This window comes from Hymenobacter canadensis (genome assembly GCF_027359925.1).
Classification (GTDB): Bacteria; Bacteroidota; Bacteroidia; order Cytophagales; family Hymenobacteraceae; genus Hymenobacter; species Hymenobacter canadensis.
In genome coordinates this window covers 42,087-61,917 of the sequence record NZ_CP114769.1, presented here as the reverse complement: position 1 = coordinate 61,917, position 19,831 = coordinate 42,087, and the positions used below count along the sequence as shown (strand labels likewise).

General features: G+C 57.4%; 22 protein-coding genes. 10 read left to right on the top strand and 12 right to left on the bottom strand.

Features of this window, described 5'->3' with window-relative positions; all coding sequences use genetic code 11:
- Positions 1–54 precede the first annotated feature (54 nt).
- The 3 genes from O3303_RS21370 to O3303_RS21360 all read left to right on the top strand — a co-directional run bounded on the left by O3303_RS21370 (position 55) and on the right by O3303_RS21360 (position 1,987).
- The gene (locus O3303_RS21370) at positions 55–669 is read left to right on the top strand and encodes a hypothetical protein (RefSeq protein WP_269562377.1); all 615 of its coding nucleotides are present in this window, start codon (positions 55–57) and stop codon (positions 667–669) included.
- 125 nt (positions 670–794) lie between these two features.
- A complete protein-coding gene (locus O3303_RS21365; RefSeq protein ID WP_269562376.1) occupies positions 795–1,334 on the top strand; it encodes a hypothetical protein in 540 nt (179 codons plus the stop codon).
- Between the two features lie 230 nt (positions 1,335–1,564).
- Positions 1,565–1,987: a hypothetical protein gene (locus tag O3303_RS21360; protein ID WP_269562375.1), complete on the top strand. Its 423-nt coding sequence runs from the start codon at positions 1,565–1,567 to the stop codon at positions 1,985–1,987.
- Between the two features lie 58 nt (positions 1,988–2,045).
- On the opposite strand, the gene O3303_RS21355 is transcribed toward O3303_RS21360, so the two are convergent.
- The 3 genes from O3303_RS21355 to O3303_RS21345 form a co-directional block, all read right to left on the bottom strand.
- Positions 2,046–2,705, bottom strand: a complete 660-nt coding sequence (locus O3303_RS21355) for a hypothetical protein (RefSeq protein WP_269562374.1) — start codon at positions 2,703–2,705, stop codon at positions 2,046–2,048.
- A gap of 97 nt (positions 2,706–2,802) precedes the next feature.
- Complete coding sequence (locus O3303_RS21350; RefSeq protein WP_269562373.1) at positions 2,803–3,225, bottom strand: hypothetical protein; 423 nt, start codon at positions 3,223–3,225, stop codon at positions 2,803–2,805.
- 120 nt (positions 3,226–3,345) lie between these two features.
- A complete protein-coding gene (locus O3303_RS21345; RefSeq protein ID WP_269562372.1) occupies positions 3,346–4,056 on the bottom strand; it encodes a hypothetical protein in 711 nt (236 codons plus the stop codon).
- A gap of 847 nt (positions 4,057–4,903) precedes the next feature.
- Between O3303_RS21345 and O3303_RS21340 the strand changes: the two genes are divergently transcribed.
- Positions 4,904–5,149: a hypothetical protein gene (locus O3303_RS21340; protein WP_269562371.1), complete on the top strand. Its 246-nt coding sequence runs from the start codon at positions 4,904–4,906 to the stop codon at positions 5,147–5,149.
- A gap of 793 nt (positions 5,150–5,942) precedes the next feature.
- On the opposite strand, the gene O3303_RS21335 is transcribed toward O3303_RS21340, so the two are convergent.
- Positions 5,943–6,170, bottom strand: coding sequence for a helix-turn-helix domain-containing protein (locus tag O3303_RS21335; protein WP_269562370.1), 228 nt, complete (start codon positions 6,168–6,170; stop codon positions 5,943–5,945).
- Between the two features lie 141 nt (positions 6,171–6,311).
- Positions 6,312–7,262, bottom strand: a complete 951-nt coding sequence (locus tag O3303_RS21330) for a replication initiation protein (RefSeq protein ID WP_269562369.1) — start codon at positions 7,260–7,262, stop codon at positions 6,312–6,314.
- Positions 7,263–8,662: 1,400 nt separating this feature from the next.
- Between O3303_RS21330 and O3303_RS21325 the strand changes: the two genes are divergently transcribed.
- Complete coding sequence (locus O3303_RS21325) at positions 8,663–9,223, top strand: phage tail protein (protein WP_269562368.1); 561 nt, start codon at positions 8,663–8,665, stop codon at positions 9,221–9,223.
- 78 nt (positions 9,224–9,301) lie between these two features.
- On the opposite strand, the gene O3303_RS21320 is transcribed toward O3303_RS21325, so the two are convergent.
- The 5 genes from O3303_RS21320 to O3303_RS21305 all read right to left on the bottom strand — a co-directional run bounded on the left by O3303_RS21320 (position 9,302) and on the right by O3303_RS21305 (position 11,233).
- Positions 9,302–9,538 (bottom strand): integrase core domain-containing protein, encoded by a 237-nt coding sequence (locus O3303_RS21320; protein WP_269562390.1) that lies wholly within the window; start codon positions 9,536–9,538, stop codon positions 9,302–9,304.
- On the bottom strand, positions 9,468–9,638 hold the full coding sequence (locus tag O3303_RS21315; protein ID WP_269562367.1) for a hypothetical protein: 171 nt from the start codon (positions 9,636–9,638) through the stop codon (positions 9,468–9,470). The genes O3303_RS21320 and O3303_RS21315 overlap by 71 nt, the downstream gene beginning before the upstream one ends.
- Positions 9,639–9,694: 56 nt before the next feature.
- Entirely contained in the window at positions 9,695–9,946 is a 252-nt protein-coding gene (locus O3303_RS22075) for an IS3 family transposase (RefSeq protein WP_350356636.1), read from the bottom strand.
- Positions 9,947–10,118: 172 nt separating this feature from the next.
- Positions 10,119–10,268 carry a hypothetical protein gene (locus O3303_RS21310; RefSeq protein WP_269562366.1) on the bottom strand — a complete coding sequence of 50 codons (150 nt, stop codon included), beginning with the start codon at positions 10,266–10,268 and terminating at the stop codon, positions 10,119–10,121.
- A 29-nt stretch (positions 10,269–10,297) separates the two neighbouring features.
- Entirely contained in the window at positions 10,298–11,233 is a 936-nt protein-coding gene (locus O3303_RS21305; RefSeq protein WP_269562365.1) for a toxin-antitoxin system YwqK family antitoxin, read from the bottom strand.
- A 156-nt stretch (positions 11,234–11,389) separates the two neighbouring features.
- Between O3303_RS21305 and O3303_RS21300 the strand changes: the two genes are divergently transcribed.
- Both O3303_RS21300 and O3303_RS21295 read left to right on the top strand, forming a co-directional pair.
- The gene (locus O3303_RS21300; protein ID WP_269562364.1) at positions 11,390–11,731 is read left to right on the top strand and encodes a type II toxin-antitoxin system RelE/ParE family toxin; all 342 of its coding nucleotides are present in this window, start codon (positions 11,390–11,392) and stop codon (positions 11,729–11,731) included.
- A 53-nt stretch (positions 11,732–11,784) separates the two neighbouring features.
- The gene (locus O3303_RS21295; protein WP_269562363.1) at positions 11,785–12,141 is read left to right on the top strand and encodes a helix-turn-helix domain-containing protein; all 357 of its coding nucleotides are present in this window, start codon (positions 11,785–11,787) and stop codon (positions 12,139–12,141) included.
- Positions 12,142–13,623: 1,482 nt separating this feature from the next.
- Here O3303_RS21295 and O3303_RS21290 read toward each other — a convergent pair.
- Positions 13,624–14,109, bottom strand: coding sequence for a hypothetical protein (locus O3303_RS21290; protein ID WP_269562362.1), 486 nt, complete (start codon positions 14,107–14,109; stop codon positions 13,624–13,626).
- On the bottom strand, positions 14,109–14,876 hold the full coding sequence (locus tag O3303_RS21285; RefSeq protein ID WP_269562361.1) for a ParA family protein: 768 nt from the start codon (positions 14,874–14,876) through the stop codon (positions 14,109–14,111). Before O3303_RS21285 ends, O3303_RS21290 begins: the two co-directional genes overlap by 1 nt.
- 942 nt (positions 14,877–15,818) lie before the next feature.
- Between O3303_RS21285 and O3303_RS21280 the strand changes: the two genes are divergently transcribed.
- From O3303_RS21280 to O3303_RS21270, 3 genes are all read left to right on the top strand, one after another.
- Positions 15,819–16,313 carry a BfmA/BtgA family mobilization protein gene (locus tag O3303_RS21280; RefSeq protein ID WP_269562360.1) on the top strand — a complete coding sequence of 165 codons (495 nt, stop codon included), beginning with the start codon at positions 15,819–15,821 and terminating at the stop codon, positions 16,311–16,313.
- Between the two features lie 69 nt (positions 16,314–16,382).
- Positions 16,383–17,417, top strand: a complete 1,035-nt coding sequence (locus O3303_RS21275; protein ID WP_269562359.1) for a DUF5712 family protein — start codon at positions 16,383–16,385, stop codon at positions 17,415–17,417.
- Positions 17,418–17,453: 36 nt separating this feature from the next.
- On the top strand, positions 17,454–19,709 hold the full coding sequence (locus O3303_RS21270; protein WP_269562358.1) for a TraM recognition domain-containing protein: 2,256 nt from the start codon (positions 17,454–17,456) through the stop codon (positions 19,707–19,709).
- Positions 19,710–19,831 lie beyond the last annotated feature (122 nt).

Below are 19,831 nucleotides of genomic sequence, written 5' to 3'. Positions count from 1 at the left end.
CGTAACATTGTCGGTCGCCACTGCCCCTCTTGGGCAATCGGTTAAAGCACGTCAATGCCAACTCGATTCCTTCCTTCCGCGCCGCTTCGGGTTTCCTCGCTGAACGCTCATCTGGTGCTGCTGGCGCTGTTGTCCGGGGCGACCTGTTCGGGTCAAGTGATGCCTGCCGACCCGCGGTTTCGGGCACGCAGCGTGGCGCCGGAAAAACCAACCCCGGCCCCGGCCTTGCAAACGCGCGGCGCTGGCGTGGCGGTGGCGGGCTGTCCATTCTTCAAAAACAACCGCGCCGACGACTCCCGTTTCACCTACCGGGCGGTCGGTGCCCTCGGCCCGGCGCCACGGTTCGCCGTTCTTGAACAGGAACGGTACCACGGCTCCGCGTACCTGCTGCTCCCCCCCGGTGGGTGCGCGCCGTACCAATTGCGCGGGTACCCCATGCGCCACCGCAACGTCATCGTCTGCTTCAACGAGGAGCGCGACACCGACGCACACGACACGCTTTACGTCTGGCGCGTCACCCCCTCCCAAAAAGTCGTGCGCACCCAGACGGTGCCGCTCGCAAAGGCCCAGACCCACGCCCGGGGACGGGACCGGGTGTGGTTTTCGCCGGACGGCCGTGTGGTGTACTTCCAATCCGTGCGGGGGCAGTATTTCGCTTGCAAGCTATAAAGGCACGGGTGCTGGTCCTACGGCCACTACCGCAGGGTCACGTGTTACAGGCCACCACGAACGCTTAAGTTTACTAAAATGGTCTGACGTTAAACGAGGGATTACAACGCTTTTTAAACGCACCTTTGTCGGGTACCCGTTATGCTGGCAGCTACTACTGGATGAACCCTTTTGTAATTACGCTGCGCACGCATGTTTACGCCTTGCGGCACCTGTTCTATTCCTTCATCGCGCTCGGAATTTTACTGGCCGTGACAGGGAACTATGCCTTACCGGTAGGCTTCATTCTGTTAGGCATGGTGCCCTACTTCGGCCCTGGGCTTTACATGCACGGGGAGTATTATCTACGCAACCGCCACACAACCGTCGCCGCGTTTGAGGACCGACTGGAGGTGACGCAGGGGGGAGCAATGGTCGTCCTGCCGTACAGGGAGATGGAGGCGGTCGAATTGCATGCCGCTGGGGCCACGTACCTGCAAATAGATTGGGAGAATTACGCTTTTCAGTCCTACCACTACCTGAAAATACAGCATCAGGGCCAGACCCATTTGCTGACCTCCTTGCTGGCAAACCGCCCCTTGGAACAGGCGTTTTCGCACTTGCTAGCCGCCACGGCCGGACGATATACCCGCCACAAGCGGTTCATGGCCTCATCCCTCGACTGAGCCAAAGAGCGGGGGCTTCCTGCTTGCAGTGGGCAAACGCGCTGATTCATTCAGCAAAACAGTCAAATTTGCCAAAACGAGGGTTCAGCCTGGTTTTGTACGGCCTCTTCTACCGGCAGAGGTTACGCAACGCCTTTGGGACCAAATTGTATGGTCCATCTTCCTAGCCATCCGTCTCTATCCGTTCCTGGAAAAGACCTGAATAGCAAAACGAGCGTTCCTTTACTGACATGATTGACCGCTCAACCGGAGACTTGATTTTTTTCCCGTCGGTGCGTGTCTGCGTCGGCGATCAGCTAGAAACGGTTGCCTCTCTTGCGCTAGGCGAGGGCCATCAGGTGCAGGACATGGGCACCGGGTGGACATGGTTGCGGACTCAAAACGTGCGCAAGGAAAGTCAGTACTTCTCTATCGGGTTTGCCTTTTATAACAACCGCTTAAGGCAAGTCCATTTGGTTTTTTCGCCCACTCGACTTGAATTATCCAGCAGCTGGGATACGTGGTCGGAAAGCGCCGAACGGCAGCGACTGGGGGAGTATAAGCAGTGGGTACGCGACGAGCTGGGACATGAAGGGCGTTTCCCATGGGGCACCGTGGAGGTTGTATATGACGCAAAAGGCGGCAGCAGTGGTATATCCCTCCGTTACGGATAGGGGCGTTGCCAAACTACCGAGCAGGTTCAGCGAAACAGTTCAAATAGTAAAACGAGCATTATAAAAGTCCAATCGCCCGCAGGGGCTTGAAGAGCAGTAGGTCCGATTGGTACTCGCTGTAGGGCAACGGTCCATTCGCGCGCAGTGCTTGGGCGTTCAGGAACTCTCCGGGCCCAAGGGGGGCGTAGCACGGGTACTGCCGCCAAGCGGCCTGCACGGAGGCGTTGTCGGTCCGGACGTACTCGAGTTCGGTCGGGGTATGGCGGCGTTCAGGGCCGCTACCCGAGAGAGTAAACAAGACGCTGCCCCCTGCGGCCGGGCGCAGCCACTCAAAGCAGCCGCACGACACCGGGCACGGCACCGACACCGTAACCATGAGGGAGTCGCCCTGTTGCACCGGGTTCACGGCGAAATAGAAGTACCCGGCAGGGGCGATGTCGCGGGCCAGCTGCTGCACCAGGGCCCGGGCGGCCGGCGGCAGGTGACCCGCCGAGTCGGCCAGCCGCCCCTCGCGGGCTTCGAGCGAGGCATATTGGTTCCGGCCTGGGGCGGTCAGGGCGTAGAGGCGCCCAATGGCGGCGCGGTTGCGGTAGTAGGCGTAATAGGGCCAGTAGGGGCGGCCACCGAAATGGGAGGCGTGATTCACGTAAGTGCGGTAGCCGACTTCGGCCAGTGCCCACACGCCCAGCACCACGAGCCACCATGTCTTCTTGTTCATTTGCACGGCACAAGGTCAGCAGCACCGCGCAAACAAGGGGGCAACAGCTGAGAAAAGTTTAGCGAAAGGGTGATTCGTCGAAACGAGCGATTGAGGCTTACTCTGGCACGCGATGGTAAGCGGAGTTGCCGAGTGGTTGATACAAGGGCATATAGTGCGAATTGTCCACGAGTTGGTACTGGATCACGATGGACGGACAGCGAATGGCAAAAGCTGGGAGTGGCGAGCGGGCGTACAGCGTCAGCGTGTCGTGGGCAAAGCGGTACTGAAATGGGTCCAGTCCTTTGACGATGCCCGGATGACCTTGGTCGTCCCACCCAATGGGGCGGTCATTATCAGCGACCGTAGAGATTTGACTGTCGCCAATAAGGCCCCAATTGTAGCTCTTGACGAACACCGTATCGCCTTTGCTCGACACGAGCGCCGCAGCGCGATAGTCCCCATTCGCACCGTCGCCAGCCTCGCCACACGTGGTCAGGAGTACCACACAACAACTAGCGAACACGCGGTTTTTGAACATGGCGACAAAGTAATGCGGAGGGACGCAACGAGGCGAAAAGGTTCTAGCCACCTGGCAAGGGGTAGTCCCTTAAACTGTTCAGCGAAACGGTCCGAAGCTAAACGGTCCCGGTACCGTTGCTTATGGGAAGAGCGCGATATGGTGTTCAATCAACTCGTACAGGCGCTGCACGATGCGCGGGCGCATCGCCTCAAACGCAGCACTGGCCGCCTCAAGTTCCGGCGTAGGGCTGTAGCTTTCCGTGCGGGCCAGTTGGCGGCGACGGGGCTCAGCTTGCGCCTGTTCGAGCGCGGCTACAGACAGCAGGGCCTGGCTGACCTGTGGGAGCGCCAACAGCTGGTCGACGTACGCGAGCACCGGCTCGAGGTAGAAATACACGGCTGCTTCCAAGCTTTCCCAGTCTTCGTAGGCCAGCCACTCGCTCACCACCAGCACACAGGCTACGGGGGGCGGCAACAACTGGGCGGCCTCGAAGTCGAGCCAGTACGTGCGGGGCACTTGGTGCGCCTGCTCCACCGCGTCGGCCACCCGGCGCACGGCATCGTCGGATACGGGATACCGCCGCAGGATGCGCTGCGTGAGTGAGTATCGGGCCTGCTCCAGCTGCTGCAAGGTGCGCGGTACATCATAGCCCGCTCGTTCCAACGCGTGGCGCGCCGCGGCATCGGGCACCTGTGCTTGGTGGGCTACCAGCCGCGTGAGTTCCTGCTGAAACAGGGATTCGGCGGCTGCCACATCGCCGTTGGTTTGCTGTAACAGCGCCAGCCCGTGGCGCACGCCAATGGGGGTGCGTTGGCGCAGGGCGTGCAATTCCTCTTGGTACGCTCCCATAGTAGTGCTAGCCCGCTAAGTTCAAGATAGGCTGTTCAATAAAAGAGTGATTAGAGCAAAACGAGGGCAACTTAGAAAGGCCTCATGCCATTCAGTGGATACCCCTTTTTATCATACTGCTTTTGCCCCCATGAGCGTGGCTTACCCTGTTTGTAGAAGGTACGCTGACGGGGCAACCCGTTGGACCAAAAACGTAGTACACTCTGCCGTTCTCCTCCCTTGTATTCCGTGGCGTTGGTGATAGTGCCGAAGACGTTCTGGTGAAACCACAGGCCCTCGCGCACCCCGTTACGGGTGCTATTGAAGGGGGCGTCGGGCGAGAGGGTGGCGCAGGGCAAGGTGAAGGCTTCCCCATTGGAATGCTCGTTGCCAAAGCCCACCAAGACCAGCCCGTTTCCCAGGGAGCACACGCGACTGATGACGACCCGGCCTTGGAAGAGCACGGCGTCAGGGGCGGGTTGCCGTCTGCCTTTCCCTAAGAAACTATCCAGCGTAATCTGCGGGCAGTCTAGCGAGTCGGCCACGCCACTGCTGCACGACACCAACCCTTGCCCAGAGCAATGGCCCGTGGCGAACGTGAAGGCGAGAAGAAGGGTCCCAACTGCTTTAATCATTTGATACAGCCAAAGTAAGGACTCTATAAGAAAACGGTGATAGGTTAAACGCGCTCGGCTCAGTTGAAGGAGCCTTATATTGGGCGACGACCAAGCACTCCTCGCGACTGGGGAATGACGCTGCGGCGGAGGTCCGTCACACCATCCCGAATCAGTAGGATGCTTTCGCCACTTCGACGCTTACCAGCCATCGCATGCGCCCACGGCTAATCCTTAGTACCCTTTTCTGCATTTTGGCCTATCTGCTGGTGGTGGCGCTATCCGCGCCGTTTCTAGTGACCTGGGGTGCTCCCAAGCCGTGGTGGGCAAAAGCGGTCATCTTCCTCGGCTCCTATCCTCTCGACTTGGCGACTACCAAGGAAGGATATTTTCTCGCTGCCCTGTGTATCAACGCGTTGGGCTGGGGCGTATTGGCAACCGGTGTATGGGGACTGGTTAAACGACTCTTCGTAACCAGGCAAAGTCAGGCAGCTCGATAAATGCTGTTCAGTCAAACTCTCTGATGGCCGAAAGGCGCCACCGGGTTCGCAGGGGCCTTCAATTGGCTTGGAAGGTCACATCGGCAAAGTCTGACGAATTAGTCTTTTGGTAACGTAATTGCAAGATCGATGATGATAATTTGCTAATGGTCAGTGTGCTAGCTAGCAAATAAGGTAAGTAAGGGACCGATCCCGTTAATTGCGTCTCCCCACCGGCCCAGTACCATTGGCCGGTCGTTTGGGTAGGATCAGTAGCGGCGCAGCGGCTCGCTCCTTCATCAGTAACCAGCCGCTGGTCGGCGTAAAACTGGATGCGGTTGTCGCGGATGCACGCGGGAATAGCACCATATCGGTCCGTCGTAATTCCTGCTGCCGTAGTCGTTAAGGCAACTACGTGCCACGGATGCGCCGTCAATAAGGCCAGCGGGGTCGGAGGCGCTGGATCTGTATTTTTACAGGCACCCAGGGCTAGGAGGATTGGCAAAAACAGAGTGTGCGACCGCATAATGGCTAAGAAATGGGCAATAACGCATTTGCCGGCAAAATAAGCGTAGCATCACAAAGAGTCCTGGGCGTCCGCGATAAAGCTAGGACGGCAATGGTCGTCAAAACCGTAGTTATGGGAGCCGATGCCTCGATGAAAACAAGACTTTTCCGGGCCTGGGACCGTTAGTTCCTCCCCTCTCCTATCTAATTTTCATCTCTTTACATAATGCCCGATATAGTGCACAGCTATAGGTATAATAGCTCATGATATTGCGCATCAGAGCGGGCGATTTACACCAATAAAATCTTAGTCGTACTCATTCAAGAGTTGATGACGGTCCATGGGCCTCGGGCCTAGCTGATGGCCGAACAGACGCAGCACCTGATTTACTTTAGCCAGTTGAAGCGTTGCTTTGCCTTGCCCTAACTCAGGCACAAAGCGCAGCCCGACGCCAGCTTTGGCAGACGTCTCGGCCTGGGTTAGACGCAACAACTTGCGGCGTTGCTTCACAAAAGCTACCAGGCAAGAACTCATGTTGTATACCCGAACGGATGTGGAGAGAACCAAGTTAATGAGGTGTATACCCGATAGGGTATACGACGCACGCATCCTGTACCGCTCAGAGCTTATTGCTTAGATGGGCGGGATCGTATTTCCTTTGATCAGGCGGCGGGACTAACGCAGCCCGCAGATTTTCAGGAACAGCCCCCCAGGGTTCTTGGTCGCCTTCACCTTGTCGGTTTTTAGCTGGTAGGTAAACTTGAAGAGTTGGTCCAGGTGTTTGGGGTCGGCCAGGATGGTGGCCACCAGCTGGGGCTGGATGATGCCCAGCAGTTCCAGGCTTTGCCGGGCCGCGTGCGCGCGGGCATCTTCGGCGGGCTGCTCAAAAGGGATGGGCAGCTGCTGGGGCTGCTGACGGGCGATGGTGAAGCGCACCGCGTCGTAGGCCCTCCCCTTCTTGAGCAGTTGATAATCAATCCGCAGGTCGGTGTGCTCGCTGACCTGGCGCACGGCAATGTCGAGCACTCGGGCCTTGAGCTGGCTGATGTTCTGAAACAGCTCCGGTTCCTTGCCCTTGGGGTCTTTTAAGTGCAGCATCTGCTTGAACTCGTCCAGCGGGTAGGTGCGCGTACTCGTTTTATCCTTCCACTGGCTCACCAGCTGGTAGATGCGCTTGGCGTACTTGCTGCTCAGCTTCAGCGCCGAGTGCAGCTGGTAGGAAGTAAAGTTCTCCTTGAGGTTGAACAAGAAAGGCCGGATGGGTGCCGCCAACTGAATCTGCAGGCAGCCCTTACCCTTGATGTACTCCACCCGCTGAAACATCCATAGCTGCTGGTAGGTACGCTCGTTTTCCACCTCGAACATGCGCGAGCCCATGTCGGCCGTCGCCTCGCGCAGCTGCTGGTAGTTCCACTGCCGCCCGGTCAGGGCCTCCACGTCCTTCACGTAGATGGTGTACTCCTGGTCCGGGGCATCATCCCGGCGTAGCCGGGAGAGCAAATAGAAGAAGATATCAAGCTGGCAGGCCGTATAGTCGTAGCGAGCCTGGGTGATAGCGTTGTGCTGACGAACGACGGGAACCAGAGCCGAGTCCACAAGTACAGTAGTAGTATCTTCGGATTTCATAGATCACGATATAAAGGGGTGGGGATAAAGCAAATGTAAGTTACCAGAAACTAAAAAACCACAGTGGTAGTTGGACGTGGTTTTTCACTTATAAAACGTGGTCTATAGACTTATAAAACGTGAGAGTTCACTTATAAAACGTGGTAATAAAGAGTATAAAAAGTGGTTTTTCGCTTATAAAAAGTGGTTTTATACCTTTATATGCTATTGAGGATCAGTGGTTTATGAACCCTACAAATAGACAAGGATTAACAAATAAATTCACAAAGGTTGTTGATACGCAGACGGACTAGCTTTCAGGACCAGGATGCAAGCCTGGGGCCAAAGCAAACAAGAAGACAACAAAAAAGCAGGCTGACCTAACGATTACAGGGATTGCACTTTTCTAAGCATTTACATAATATTAGTTACTTAAAACCACTTTTCATAAGTAAGCCCAGTTACTAGTGAAGCGGCAGCTATTCCCGTGTCAGCGCCACTTTTTATAAGCCTTGCTGACTTTTTCAAGGACCTTGATAATGATTACTAACTTTGTAATAGCTTATAACTAATAATGAATTACCACGTTTTATAAGTCACCTACTCTCTACCAATACCAACTAGCACGTTTTATAAGCGAAACTCTAGCTTAGCGACAACAGTGCGACCACCCATTCGCCTCAAAAACGACGTTTAGAGTATTCTGAACGGGATTAGTTGAGGTATAAGCTTCAGAACTGATTTAGAAGTTATTTCGCTTCAGAGAGAAGAATTGAGCGTAAGACTTATAAAATGTGAGAGATGGAATTATATCCTTAGCGACTACAACAGTGGAGAAACATGCGAGTAAGTACTTGCTTATCACGCAATAGGAATCAAGAAAGTCCGGAGCGTATATGACCTTGGTTGAGAGCTTGGTCAAAGAATTCGTATTTGGCATACTGCTCCCCTGTCCTTCAATAGGACTTAACAATAGGTAGCGCGATCTGAGCAAAGCGCAGGACGTCGGTGAGCACTAGATCGCCCTTAGTTGGAAATTAGATGCAAAGATTGGACGTAGCCGGCTGCGAGAATCCCTTCTCCCCACAGCGACCCACGTGGAACCCTACCCCAAAGGCCAGCACTAGCGGCGGCCAGCAGGCCCAATCATAGCGCGCGATCTTCCTTCACTTACGACGCGCCCTTACCCGGCCTGCCACGGCCCCTGATTGGACCTGCCGCTTACCGGTGCTGTAGTTCCATCCCGGTGCAAGCAGCGGCATATGCTATGCCCAGCGGCATCCCGTGGAGCGGTTGTTCAGCCGTCTGAGGCAGTTCCACGAGACACCATTCGCTACGATAGACTTAATGCGCATTTTTTGGTCTTTATTTACCTAACCGCAAGCGTTCTGTGGTTGGGCGACCGGTAATATTTCCTAGCTATGCTTTTCCTTCAGACCAGTAGTTTTCGCGCTGGCCGGCGTAACGGTATTCATCTATTGCGGGCACTAATTTTCACTTTTCTTACTGTAGCAAACGGTGCGAGGGCACAAAGCCCGGCCAGCCAGCCCCAACCTAAGTTTTACTTCCAGGTGAATGGTCTCAGTGGTAGGGGAAGCATTTATTTCCAGGAGGTGAGCGGCCTTGCTGAGCAGGACCAGGTGATTGACCACCGCAAAGGCACCAGCAAAGGACAGACAACCGACAAAATGCAGGGTATCAAAAGCGGCCACACCGTGACGCTTAAAAAAGGTATTCTGACCAAGGACAGTGATTTGAGGAGCTTTTACAACTCGTTTAATCAAATTAAACAGAACACCACAAAACGTCACACCGTCGTTATCAAGCTGCTAGACGAGACCGGGTCTGCGGTCATGATCTGGACGCTAACCAACGCATTCGTTGTTAAGTTTACGGCAATAGATCTGAAGTCGAGCAGCAACGAAGTAGCCATCGAGACGCTGGCTCTGGCCTATGAAAGGCTGATCATCTCAACCCCGTAAGTATGGCCGACGAATTCTACCCTCCGTCCGGGGTGTGCTTTCAACTGCTGGGGTGGTCCAGTGAAAACGGACAGTGCGCTAAGGTAGGTTGGTTTTCAGGTCCTGTTCAAATTGGTGGGGCGAGCGGTAGTTCATGGCGGAGTGGCGGCGGTCGAGGTTGAAGGAGGTATCGAGGTAATGGGCGACCTGCAGCCGGGCCTCTTCCAAGGAAATAAAGGCGGTGCCGTGAGGCAGCAGCTCGGTTTTAAGCGTGCTCCAGCCGGCTTCGGCCTGGACGTTGTCGTAAGGATTGCCCGGCCGGCTGAAGCTGGGCAGGGCACTGGCTGCCGCGGTCGTCGTGGATGATGAGCCCCGGCGCGGTCTGGCGCAGCGTTAGGGCTTGCTCCAGGGCCAGCAGCACGAGTTCGGTAGGCATCTACGCGGCCAGGTGCCAGCCCACGACCCGCCGGGCACAGACGTCGCGCCACGTGGCTAGGTAGCACCAGCGCCCGCCGACCCAGACTTGGTTCGGGGCGGTGGGGGCCGGCAGCCCCAGTAAGCGGTTTTCGGCCACGACGGCCGCTGGGTCGGCGACCGTCGTGCGGGGCGGGTGCTCAAGGCCCACAGCCCATGCCGGCGCAGCCAGATGCGCAGCGCATAGCGCCCTACCGCATGGCCTTCGGCGCGCAGCTCCGCCCGCAACCGGCGCGTGCCGTAGCGCCGGGCGTGGCGCGTAAAGGCCACTTGCGCCGGCGCGGCGGCCGGCCGGTGCCGCCACTGGTACTACCCAGCCGGGCTCACGGCCAGCACCTGGCAGAGCCGCTACGCCTTTATCGCTGCCTGCACGGGCCACGGCTCCGTGCAGGCAGCGATAAAGGCGTAGCGGCTCATGACGGAGGTAGTTGGGATAATGCGGCTAAAGCATTCCGATGGTCACGGCTTTTTTTAACATGTCGCGCTCCATTTCCACGCGCTTGAATGCGGCCCGCAGCTGCTTGATTTCGTCGCGCTCGGCGCTGCTGGGCACGGCGGCTTCTAAGGCCTGGCGTTGCCAGCGCCCCAGCAAGGCCGACGAATTAAGCTGATGTAAGCCGCCTACTGCCGGCTAGCTACCAACGCGCTTACCGTCAGCTTCAGCTTAGCAGAAGTGCGCAGGTTATCGTTTTGCGCCGCGAAGTACAGCCGCTTGGTACCTGTCGGCACCAGCAGCTCCCGTGTTTCCTGGGCCCGGTTCACGGCCAGCTGATAACACTGTGCAGGCGCCGGCATGGTACCCTTCGTCGCATATGCTAGGAACGGTTGGGTTAGTTCCTCATTATCAACGATAAAGAACCGGCACTTGGTCGCGACGGAAGCGGCCGGTTGGCGTTCGGTACTGAGTGCTTTAGCCCCAGCTGACAGCATCAACGCGGGGCCCAGCCCGGTGGGGGCACTTGCCAGGGCGGCCGTTAGGGTAATAGCTGTTGTCCAGTTGACTGGCGGCTGGTCTTCATCCCGGATATCGAACTTATACACCACACCTACTGTGCCCTCCGGTAGGTCAATCGGAATGACCTGCCGCGAGCTACCATTGTTATAGTAGGAATGCAGCTTGACACCATCCGTGCTCAGCACTTCCTGCCAGACGTAGGTCAACTTGATTTCCTTGCCATCTTCCTTCCATTCCCGATAGTCGCTGCCCTTCTGCCCCTGGGCAAACGTGCCCTTGAAATGCAGCTGGCCGCTTTCATACCAAGCGGTGCACAGACCGGTGGCCACGTCCGGACTCTCACTGGTCACCTTGCCTTCAAACTGCTTCCTCCACGAAGGGTAGAAGTAGTCTCGGACAGTACCAACCGTCTTGCCCTCTGGATTACGTCGGGCGATGCGCGCGTACACCCGGTCTTGAGACTCCGTCGTTCGCTCCCAGTCGTGATCGAAATAAATGGTGTCCTGCCGAGTGGTGACAGGGGTAGCGGTCTTAGTTTGAGCGCAAGCCTCGTGATGGGATAAGATGCTACTGAAGAGTAGTAGAGAGTAGAGTTTAACCATCTATGTTATTCTAACTAGTTGCACCAAAACTACGCAATGCTTCAGTAATTCTACTGCGGATGCAGTATCCTTATATGGATACTTTGTGTATATTTGTTTATCCAAACAAAACAGCACCCCTCATGAAGCCACCCCGCAAATTTTACCCTCCGCCCAATGGCCAACTCAATCAGCGTCCGCTTAACGGACGACGCGCGGTCCTTTTTGCATGCTTTAGACAAGGAAGTCCGGATTAAATTCGGTGTCTCTATTCGCAGAACTCAAGACGGGCAGACCGGCGACTGGTTCAAGAAATTGAGCGGAACCGATCTCTATGAATTCCGGGTAGATGCTCCCAACCACACCTACCGTCTCTTTGCCTTCTGGGACAAACGCAGCAAGGCCGACACGCTCATCGTGTGTACCCACGGCCTAGACAAGAAGACCCAAAAGACCCCAGCTGCTGACCTGAAAAAGGCCGACCGCATTCGTGCGCAGTACTTCGAAGATGGTCCGTAAGAGCCACTTCGGGTTATGATGCTTTTTTTTACCATCACCATCTCACAGAATACATGATCTCACCTCAAAAGAAAACTAAGAAACAGACACCACTCGCTACTCCCTCTTCCAGTCTACATACCGTTACCTTCAATGACCTAGAAGACGAACTCTTCGGCGCCCCAGGTACGGCTGACCGGATGGAGTATGACGCCGCGCTGGAGCTGGCTATGATTCCCAGCACCATTAAGGCCTACCGCCTCCAGCACAACCTCACCCAGGCCGAACTCGGTGAGCGGGTAGGTGTGCAGAAGGCACAGATCTCCAAGTTAGAGCGCAATGCTTCCAACGTGACGCTCGATACCCTACGCAAGGTATTCGGGGCCATGCAGACGCTGGTTAAGATTCAGTTGGTACCACAAGCACATTAAGAAAGCCCCGACCAGCTAGCCGGGGCTTCTCCTATCGCGGTGCGTGGACAGCTTAATGTAGATTCGTAACGAGTCAGCCGAAAGATGCTACCTGCCTGATTTGCTTAGTAATTCGTGACAGTGCGCGCTTACTTAAAGCTGCTAAGCGAAGGCGCACATATTGCTGTAGCCAGATCGGGTACAGATTATAGGGTGTTGTTAAACAAAAAGGGAAAAATCGCCAACTCTAGGGCTCAAAGGCCTAGTTCTTGAGCTTAACGTCTTGTCAAGTAATCAAATAATCGGTGTAACTGCATGGGCGATAGCGTAGACGTGCTTTTTTGCTATATTCTTTCAATTGTACTTAAGGACGTGAAAAACTATTGGGCCTTGCTACTCTTACAGCGTATTTGTGCCTTATCACTGGCATTTAAGCTATCTAACTCCTGAGTCGGCGGTTTCCCCCTAATTGTTTAACAGCACCCATCGAAGGGGGCAGCGCGGCCTGCCCCGGGCCGAACAGCTGCAGCGGCGTGTGGGGGGAGTAATGGTAGGCAGCAACCCGGGGCTGGCGGCGGGGCGGTCCTTTTCCGGGGCACTGCGCAGGCGGGCAGCCGGCACCACGGCCTGCAGCACTTCCAGCGAAATCACCCCGGCACGGTACACCACCGGCTCGCCAGCAGTCCCAAATCCTACCACCGTGCTTTCGATACCCGCCTGGCACGGCCCGCCATAGAGCACGTAGGGAATGCGGCCGCCGAGCTGGCCCAGTACGTGCGCGGGCCGGGTGGCCTCCTGTGAGGAAGTGGGCCTCTCCGTCCACGAGCTCCTGCTTAGCCCCAGACCCACGAACGTGATGCGCGGAGCCTATACCGCGGGCCAAGCCAGGGACACGAGCCAGCTGCGGGCGCTCTTTGTCGGCGCCTGTGACCCGCGCATCAGCCACGACGCGCATATTCTGGGCATGTCCGTCTTCCAGTGCCGAATGGGCGCCTTGCGCAAGATTTCAGGTTGCGAGCAGCCAGGTCCATCACCTACCGCCCGGATAGTGCTGTGGTAGCCTTTTACAACCACTGGGCCATTGCCCATGGGTTTAAGGTGCCCAACCCTTCTCCGTTATAACGCTCGAATTCGCTTATTCCTGTTTCCAATGAATGTAGGCTGCCCAGCAAATGCTTCGGGCGTCAGCTACCAGCATGTTGCCGCATGGGCTCCTCCCTCTATTTCCCAGCCTTCGTCCTAGCAGGCGCTCCCGACAGGTGGTGAAGGTGGGAAAAGTCCATGGGGGCGATTATCTCTACGACAAGTACTATCTGGCTGCTTGCAAGTGCAGCCGCCTGCTGCGGGTAACACTCCGCCCATTCCGACCAGCAGTCGGGGCTTGTTGCAATTGGGGCAAGGCATCGCTATGGAAGCCGCTACCGACAACTCCTCCCCTCCCCTACCGCCCAAAACGAAAACCAGCCTCCGAAGAGGCTGGTTTTGCGGCCGAGAGTCCCTCCCCTACTTGGCGGGCGGCAGCTTGCCGGTTTTGCGCAGGTAGGCGTCGTAGTGCCGGTGGGCGGCTTCCAGGTAATTCTTGATGGTCGTAGGCGTATCCGGGCCGGGCGTGGCCAACAACAAGCTCATCTTAATCTCCTGCACCACGGATTTAGCGATCTGAACCGTATGCAGCGGCACTTCAGCCTCTGGCGCGGGCGAAGCTGCCGCGGCGGACTTCCGGCCTCGTGTAGAGGCACGTGTGGGTGCAAATGCTGGAGTGAACGGGGTAGCTGTGCCTGTAGCCGGGGCTTCTACCGGGGTGGGTGCCGGAGCTACAGACGCAGGAGCTGCTGCTGCGGCCGGCGGCGCGATGGGCTCTACTGGGGCGGGTGGCGCCGTGGCCGTGCGGGTAGCCTCCCCTCCCATTCCGGCCCGGGCCTGCTGGCGGGCTTCTTCGGGCACTTCAATGCGGCGGCGCGGCGTGATTTGTGGTTTCTCGAAGCCCATTATTTCGCGGAGGTTGAAGCGGTGGATACGGAAGCGGCGGCCGTGGTGCGGCGGTCAGGTAGGCCCAGGCGCTCGATGAGCTCCTCACAGACGCGGCGGATCTCGTCGCTGGTGTCCTTGGTGCCGCCGGCGTAGCGCGCCCAGGCTGGGTTAAGCAGGCTGTATAGGGTCGAGGCCCGGGTGTAGGCTTTGCGGTGGCCCAGGGAGGAGTTGAAGCGCGAGAGGCCCAGCCCGTCGATGTAGTCGTCCATCTCTTTCTCCTCTCGCTGCCCCGCTACCCGCTTAGTGGGCAGGCCGTAGTACTGAAAGTCAATCTGGGCATTATCGGCTGCTTTCTTGATGGCTTCCAGGATGGTCATGAACTCGGCCGTGGAGGCCCGGTCCAGGTAGTCCGATACCAGGGGCACAATCACCGCGTCGCAGGCCGTTAGGGCGTTGAACACGTCGTCGCCATCGGCGCGGCCCGGCACGTCGATGATGATGAGGTCGTAGTTGTGCTCGGGGTTATCGATGAAGTCGAAAATCCGATTCAGCTGCCAGGGGTATACGTCGTAAGGGTACTGGGCATCAGGGTTGGCTTCACGCAGCTTGGCAAAGTTGGCCGCGTCCACCTGCTCACGGGTCTTGACGATGCTCTGCTGGTAGTCGCAGTCGAGTACGGCGATGCGCAGGCCGTACTCGGTCGCCAGCGGGGCGGCGAGCACGAGGGCCAGCGTGGATTTGCCGGAGCCCCCCTTTTGGGTGGCAAAGCTGATAACCTTAGACATGGTCGGAACGGGGTTGAAGTTGTGGGCGGAAGGCGCCGTTCACGCGGCCCGCGTAACGACAGGTCAAATGTAATAGAAAAACAGAACCGCAAAGCAACAGAATAATTTTTTTGCTGAAAAACAGATCTGTGTTTCAGTGGCAAAATAGAATAGTAAATCTGTTAATCTGTATTCAAACATATCTGTTGTTAAACATATTTGTATAACAACAGAAAAGCAGAATTGTAAACTTGTATAAATGCGGTTCTGTTAATTTTCACTTCTGCAGAACGGAGATGCTTGCTTTCCCAGGAGTAATAGAGATGCAGATCAACAGAATTGCAGGACAACAGAAAAATCGATTAAGGTGAGTATTGCTTTAACTCAAACGCAGAAAAGTAGAGCTATAGGATGCTAGAGCTGTAGAATAATAGAAGTGGTAAAAAACAGAATTATGAAATAACAGAAATATAGAATAACAGATGAGGGAAAGCTGGTGCCCACTGGCATGACCGCGCGGATCTACTATCGATAACAGAAAAATAGAAATGTAGAACTGTATAACTGTAGGCATTCCTTGTGTTTACTGGGCTGTTGGTAAGTCTGCTGGAATTCTACCGGTAAAGGGCAGTTGAGCCCGGGCAAATCCATTGGGAAATACGGGTGCCATAGACTAGGAGAGAAATTCGCTGCCCTTGCATGCTACTGAGGTAAACAAAGCAAATCAGTCCAGATAGCGGAACGGACAAACACTATCCGCATAGACCTCGTACTAGCTTTTAACTAACTTTTTGCTAATCATATAATAGTCTCAGCAAGAAGAACAACCCTATCCTATGGCTAACGCCTTAGTCTCAAGTGGTTTATGCATCAGCAGAGCTGATTTGTGGGCCATGTCCAGGTAAGTGCCTGATTTAAAGCATGAAAAATGGCCCATAAGGCTGCTAAATTAGAAACAACACGATGAGCACGGAGCTACGCAAGCGGGTTACCCTGGACAACAATGCCCACCGGAAAGCCGAGGCGGCCGCGGCGGAAGTCGGCGCCAGCCTGGGGGTGTACGCCAGCGCGGCGGTGGAATATTTTGCCACCCGGGGTCTGGATCCGCGCGAGACGGAGGCCCGCGAGGGGCAGCTTATCATGCAGCAGATAAAGAAGCTTGGAGACCGGGTATTCGGGTTTATGCAGGAGCAGGAGCGCACGCTGCTCACGGCCATGCTGGAGGAGATGCTGCGCACCCGCATCACGCTGGAGCGGGTGTTACGCCTGAATGAAATCCTGGTGGGCAACCTGAATGCGCAGCTGGAAACGCTCAGCGAGGCGCAGCTGCAACGGCAGCAACGGGCCCTGCAGCAGCTACGGCAGCGCAACGAGGAAGCAGTGGAAAAGCAGATAAAAGAAGCCTTGGAAGCGGCCCAAAAAGCGGGGCCAGGTAAGCGCAACAAGCTAGATGGATGACCAGTAGGGCAGGGGAAATAGAAAGCAAATTGCCTATGATACGCACGTGAAATAACCGTTTACTTTCGGATGTACGTTAAACTAATCAATCCCAAAATACACGGTAAAGCGGCTTACACCAACACTGGCAGCAGTGCGCAGACGCTTCAGTATCTGCAGCACGAAGCGGTAGGGGAGGGGCAGGAAGCCACGTTTTTCAGCGCCGCCACGGACGAGTTGAGCGCCGCACAAGTACGGCAGGCCATCGACACGAACGTTAAAGGACTGCGGGCCAGCGAGGCCAAATTCTACTCCCTGGTGCTGAGCCCGAGCGAGCAGGAGCTGGCCCACATCGGCAGCGAACCCGAAAAGCTCAAGGCCTATACCCGGGCAGTGATGCAGCAGTACGCGCAGAACTTTACTCTGTCCGGCGGCCGGCAGCTGGGCCGCCAGGACATCGTGTGGGGTGCCGTACTGCACCAGGACCGTACCCACCGGGGCACGGACCCCGAAGTCCTGGCCGGCACGGCCAAAGCCGGAGAGAAGCGAGTCGGTTTGCAGGCCCACGTGCACGTCATCGTCAGCGCCCGCGACGTGGAGCAGAAGATAACCCTCAACCCCGGCGGGCGCCGCCAGCGGTTTGACTTGATGCACTGGCAGGCCGCGGCCGGCCGGCAGTTCGAGCGGCAGTTTGGCTACGTGGCCCAGGAGCATGAAAAGCTACGACCCAAGAGTACCCGGCAGCGGGATACCACCCACGACGCCGGCCGGCTGGAAAAGATTGCCGAACGCGTGGCGCGCATCAACCTGCTGGTGCCCCATGAGCAGCGCCTGGCGCCGGAGAAGGTGCAACGCATTGCCGTGGCCCGGGAGTTTGACAAGACCTTTTACCGGATGCTGGCCCGAGTCGAGGAGCGCGCCCGCGACGGCCGCCCTATCGACAATGGCCTGCAGCTGCTGAGCACGGGGAGGGAGCAAGCTGTTGCTCCGCAGCGCCAGGTCGCTACTGCCCTGCATGCAGTGCAAAGCCTGGTACGCCGAGTCCAGAATGCTCAGGACGAGCGCACCGAGCACGTCGCTGAAAAACCCAAGCGGCGCGGCGCGGAACTGGACATCGAGATGTAAGCCCGCCCGCCCCCCAATTCCCTTATCTCATCCCCTATGACCAGTTTACCCCCTCGGCCGGCGGCCCAGTCTCAATCCATTGGCTTGCTCATCGGCCTGCTGCTGCTGGCCTTGCTAGCTGGCGAATGGTACGTGCTGCAGCACCCGGTGGAGCTGGCGGCGGCTCGGGCTGCCCAGCACAAGGCTGTACAGACCCCCCGCCTGACGCCCGGTCAACGCCTGGCGGCCCGAATGGCCATCATTAACCAGCAGCGAGCCGAAGCCCGCCGCACGCGGCTGCAGCGGCAGGCGGCACCGGTGGTAGGCAAGCCGGCCGCTGAGCTGGCCACGGCCACGAGCCGGGCCGGCAACCGGGTGGAGAGCAGGGGAGGGGCTACTGCACTGAGCGTGGCCACCGCCGAGCAGGGGTTCAAAGGCAAGCTGCTAGTCAAAGCTGGCCGACTCTACGACGTGGTCGGCCTCTTTCTGCGGGGGCTAGTGCTGCTCGCGGCCGGGGTGCTGGTGTTCGTGCTGCCGGCACCGGAAAGAAAACCTGGACGGGTCCGGCGCAAGCCCCTGCAGCCCCGGGCCGGGCGCATCGTCGTGGCCAGCTGCGCAGGGCTGTTTCTGCTCAGTGCCTACGTATTGCTGACAATGGCCATGTACAATCCGGACTTTATCCGGGTGGCGTATCCTACTGCGGCGACGGTAGCACTGGCCAGCGGCTTTGTGGTGGGGCTGCTGCGGGCCGCTATAAAGAGCCCAGAGTTTGGGCTGAGCGTGGAGCGTAAAAAGCTGGAGACGCCGGACGGGTTCAACCTGCCCACGGAAGGGGGCGGTTGGGTGAACGTACCCAATCCCTACCGCGGCGTGCTGGTGCTGGGCGGCGCCGGGGCGGGCAAGACCTACTCTATTGGAGAGCCCCTCATTGAGCAGCTGGCGGCCAAGAACTTTGCCGGGCTTATCTACGACTTTAAATTTCCAGTGCTGGCCGAAACCGCCCAGAAGGCCTTGGAGCTGGCCGGACGCCGGCAGGCTCCGCCGCGGTTGTTGCCGAGCGGGGAGCCCGAGCCGGCGGTGGTGCTGCACGTCATCAACTTCCGCGACCTGACCCGGAGCGAGCGGGTAAACCCGCTGCGGGCCGAGGGCATGCCGGTGGTGGCGTTTGCCGAGGAATACTCGCGGGCCATCATCAACAACCTCAACCCGGCTAGCATCCGCAAGATGGAGTTCTTTGATATCAGCGCCGTGGCCTACCTGACGGGCATCATCTGGTTTTACAAAAAGCATTTTCCCCGCTACTGCACCATTCCCCACGTGGTGGCCACGGCCGTCCACAAGGACTTCAAGCACGTGCTCTCGATGCTAGAAACCGACCCGGAGTGCGCCGGCATGGTGCGCAGCATCGTGACGGCTGTCGAGCAGCGGGCTGAGAAGCAGGTCGCGGCCGTCGTAGGCACGCTGCAAGTGATTCTCAACCGCATCAACTCCCCGGAAATCGTGTGGGTGCTCACGCCCGACGAGGCGAAAGGGGAGGGGTTTTCGCTGAATCTGAATGACCCGAAGCAGCCGGCGCTCCTCTGCATCGGCAACGACCCCACGCTGAAGGAAACCTTCTCACCGGTGGTCAGCTGCATCATCACGGTGGCCATTAAGCTGATGAACCAGCAGCACAAGCACCGCAGCTACGTGCTGCTCGACGAGGCCGCCACGGTCTACGTGCCGGGGCTGGAGCTGCTGCCGGCCACGGCCCGCAGCAACAAGGTGGCCACCATCTACATGACCCAGGATTTGGCTCAAATGACTGATGCCTATGGCCCTGAAAAGATGAAGGTTATGGTGAGCAACCTCAACAACCAGTTTTTCGGCAAAGTCAACTCGCTCGATACCGCGAAGTTCATCTCCGAGCTTGTGGGCCGGGAAGATAAGCAGATGCACAGCACCAGCACCGGCAAGAGCCAGGGCGGGGGAGGAGGCCACGGCAGCCACAGCTCGAACCTGAGCACCAGCTACCAAGAACGCAGCCTGGTGCGGGTGCAGGACGCCATCGGCTTGCAGCAGGGCGAGTTTATCGGCCAGACGGTGGAAACTGAGCGCACCTTCTTCCAGGGCGTCATCTCCCGGGCCGACGCTACGCAGGAGCGGTTTCCGCTGCATCCCGTGGCCACGTTTGGCACCAGTGAGGAGGACAGCGCTGCCACGCTCTCGGAGGTGGTGCAGGAGAACTACCGGCGGGTCAGCCAGCAGGTAAATGAAACTTTGGCCCTGCATGTAAACACCCTAGCAGGAGGGATAAAGAATGAGGTGCATTAGCCTCGAAATCCTCTAAAAATCGACGTTTAGGCCGTTTTTGCTGTTAAGTATGTGCCCTAGCATCTAAACCTCAGACTCATGCTGAAGTGCTTTTTCACGCCCCCCCGCCGGCTTTGACCCTG

Coding starts and splice junctions, on each gene's coding strand:
- O3303_RS21370 (WP_269562377.1), top strand. CDS start 55: ATGCCAACTCGATTCCTTCCTTCCGCGCCGCTTCGGGTTTCCTCGCTG.
- O3303_RS21360 (WP_269562375.1), top strand. CDS start 1,565: ATGATTGACCGCTCAACCGGAGACTTGATTTTTTTCCCGTCGGTGCGT.
- O3303_RS21355 (WP_269562374.1), bottom strand. CDS start 2,705: ATGAACAAGAAGACATGGTGGCTCGTGGTGCTGGGCGTGTGGGCACTG.
- O3303_RS21350 (WP_269562373.1), bottom strand. CDS start 3,225: ATGTTCAAAAACCGCGTGTTCGCTAGTTGTTGTGTGGTACTCCTGACC.
- O3303_RS21345 (WP_269562372.1), bottom strand. CDS start 4,056: ATGGGAGCGTACCAAGAGGAATTGCACGCCCTGCGCCAACGCACCCCC.
- O3303_RS21335 (WP_269562370.1), bottom strand. CDS start 6,170: ATGAGTTCTTGCCTGGTAGCTTTTGTGAAGCAACGCCGCAAGTTGTTG.
- O3303_RS21330 (WP_269562369.1), bottom strand. CDS start 7,262: ATGAAATCCGAAGATACTACTACTGTACTTGTGGACTCGGCTCTGGTT.
- O3303_RS21325 (WP_269562368.1), top strand. CDS start 8,663: ATGCTTTTCCTTCAGACCAGTAGTTTTCGCGCTGGCCGGCGTAACGGT.
- O3303_RS21315 (WP_269562367.1), bottom strand. CDS start 9,638: ATGCCTACCGAACTCGTGCTGCTGGCCCTGGAGCAAGCCCTAACGCTG.
- O3303_RS21305 (WP_269562365.1), bottom strand. CDS start 11,233: ATGGTTAAACTCTACTCTCTACTACTCTTCAGTAGCATCTTATCCCAT.
- O3303_RS21300 (WP_269562364.1), top strand. CDS start 11,390: ATGGCCAACTCAATCAGCGTCCGCTTAACGGACGACGCGCGGTCCTTT.
- O3303_RS21295 (WP_269562363.1), top strand. CDS start 11,785: ATGATCTCACCTCAAAAGAAAACTAAGAAACAGACACCACTCGCTACT.
- O3303_RS21290 (WP_269562362.1), bottom strand. CDS start 14,109: ATGGGCTTCGAGAAACCACAAATCACGCCGCGCCGCCGCATTGAAGTG.
- O3303_RS21285 (WP_269562361.1), bottom strand. CDS start 14,876: ATGTCTAAGGTTATCAGCTTTGCCACCCAAAAGGGGGGCTCCGGCAAA.
- O3303_RS21280 (WP_269562360.1), top strand. CDS start 15,819: ATGAGCACGGAGCTACGCAAGCGGGTTACCCTGGACAACAATGCCCAC.
- O3303_RS21275 (WP_269562359.1), top strand. CDS start 16,383: ATGTACGTTAAACTAATCAATCCCAAAATACACGGTAAAGCGGCTTAC.
- O3303_RS21270 (WP_269562358.1), top strand. CDS start 17,454: ATGACCAGTTTACCCCCTCGGCCGGCGGCCCAGTCTCAATCCATTGGC.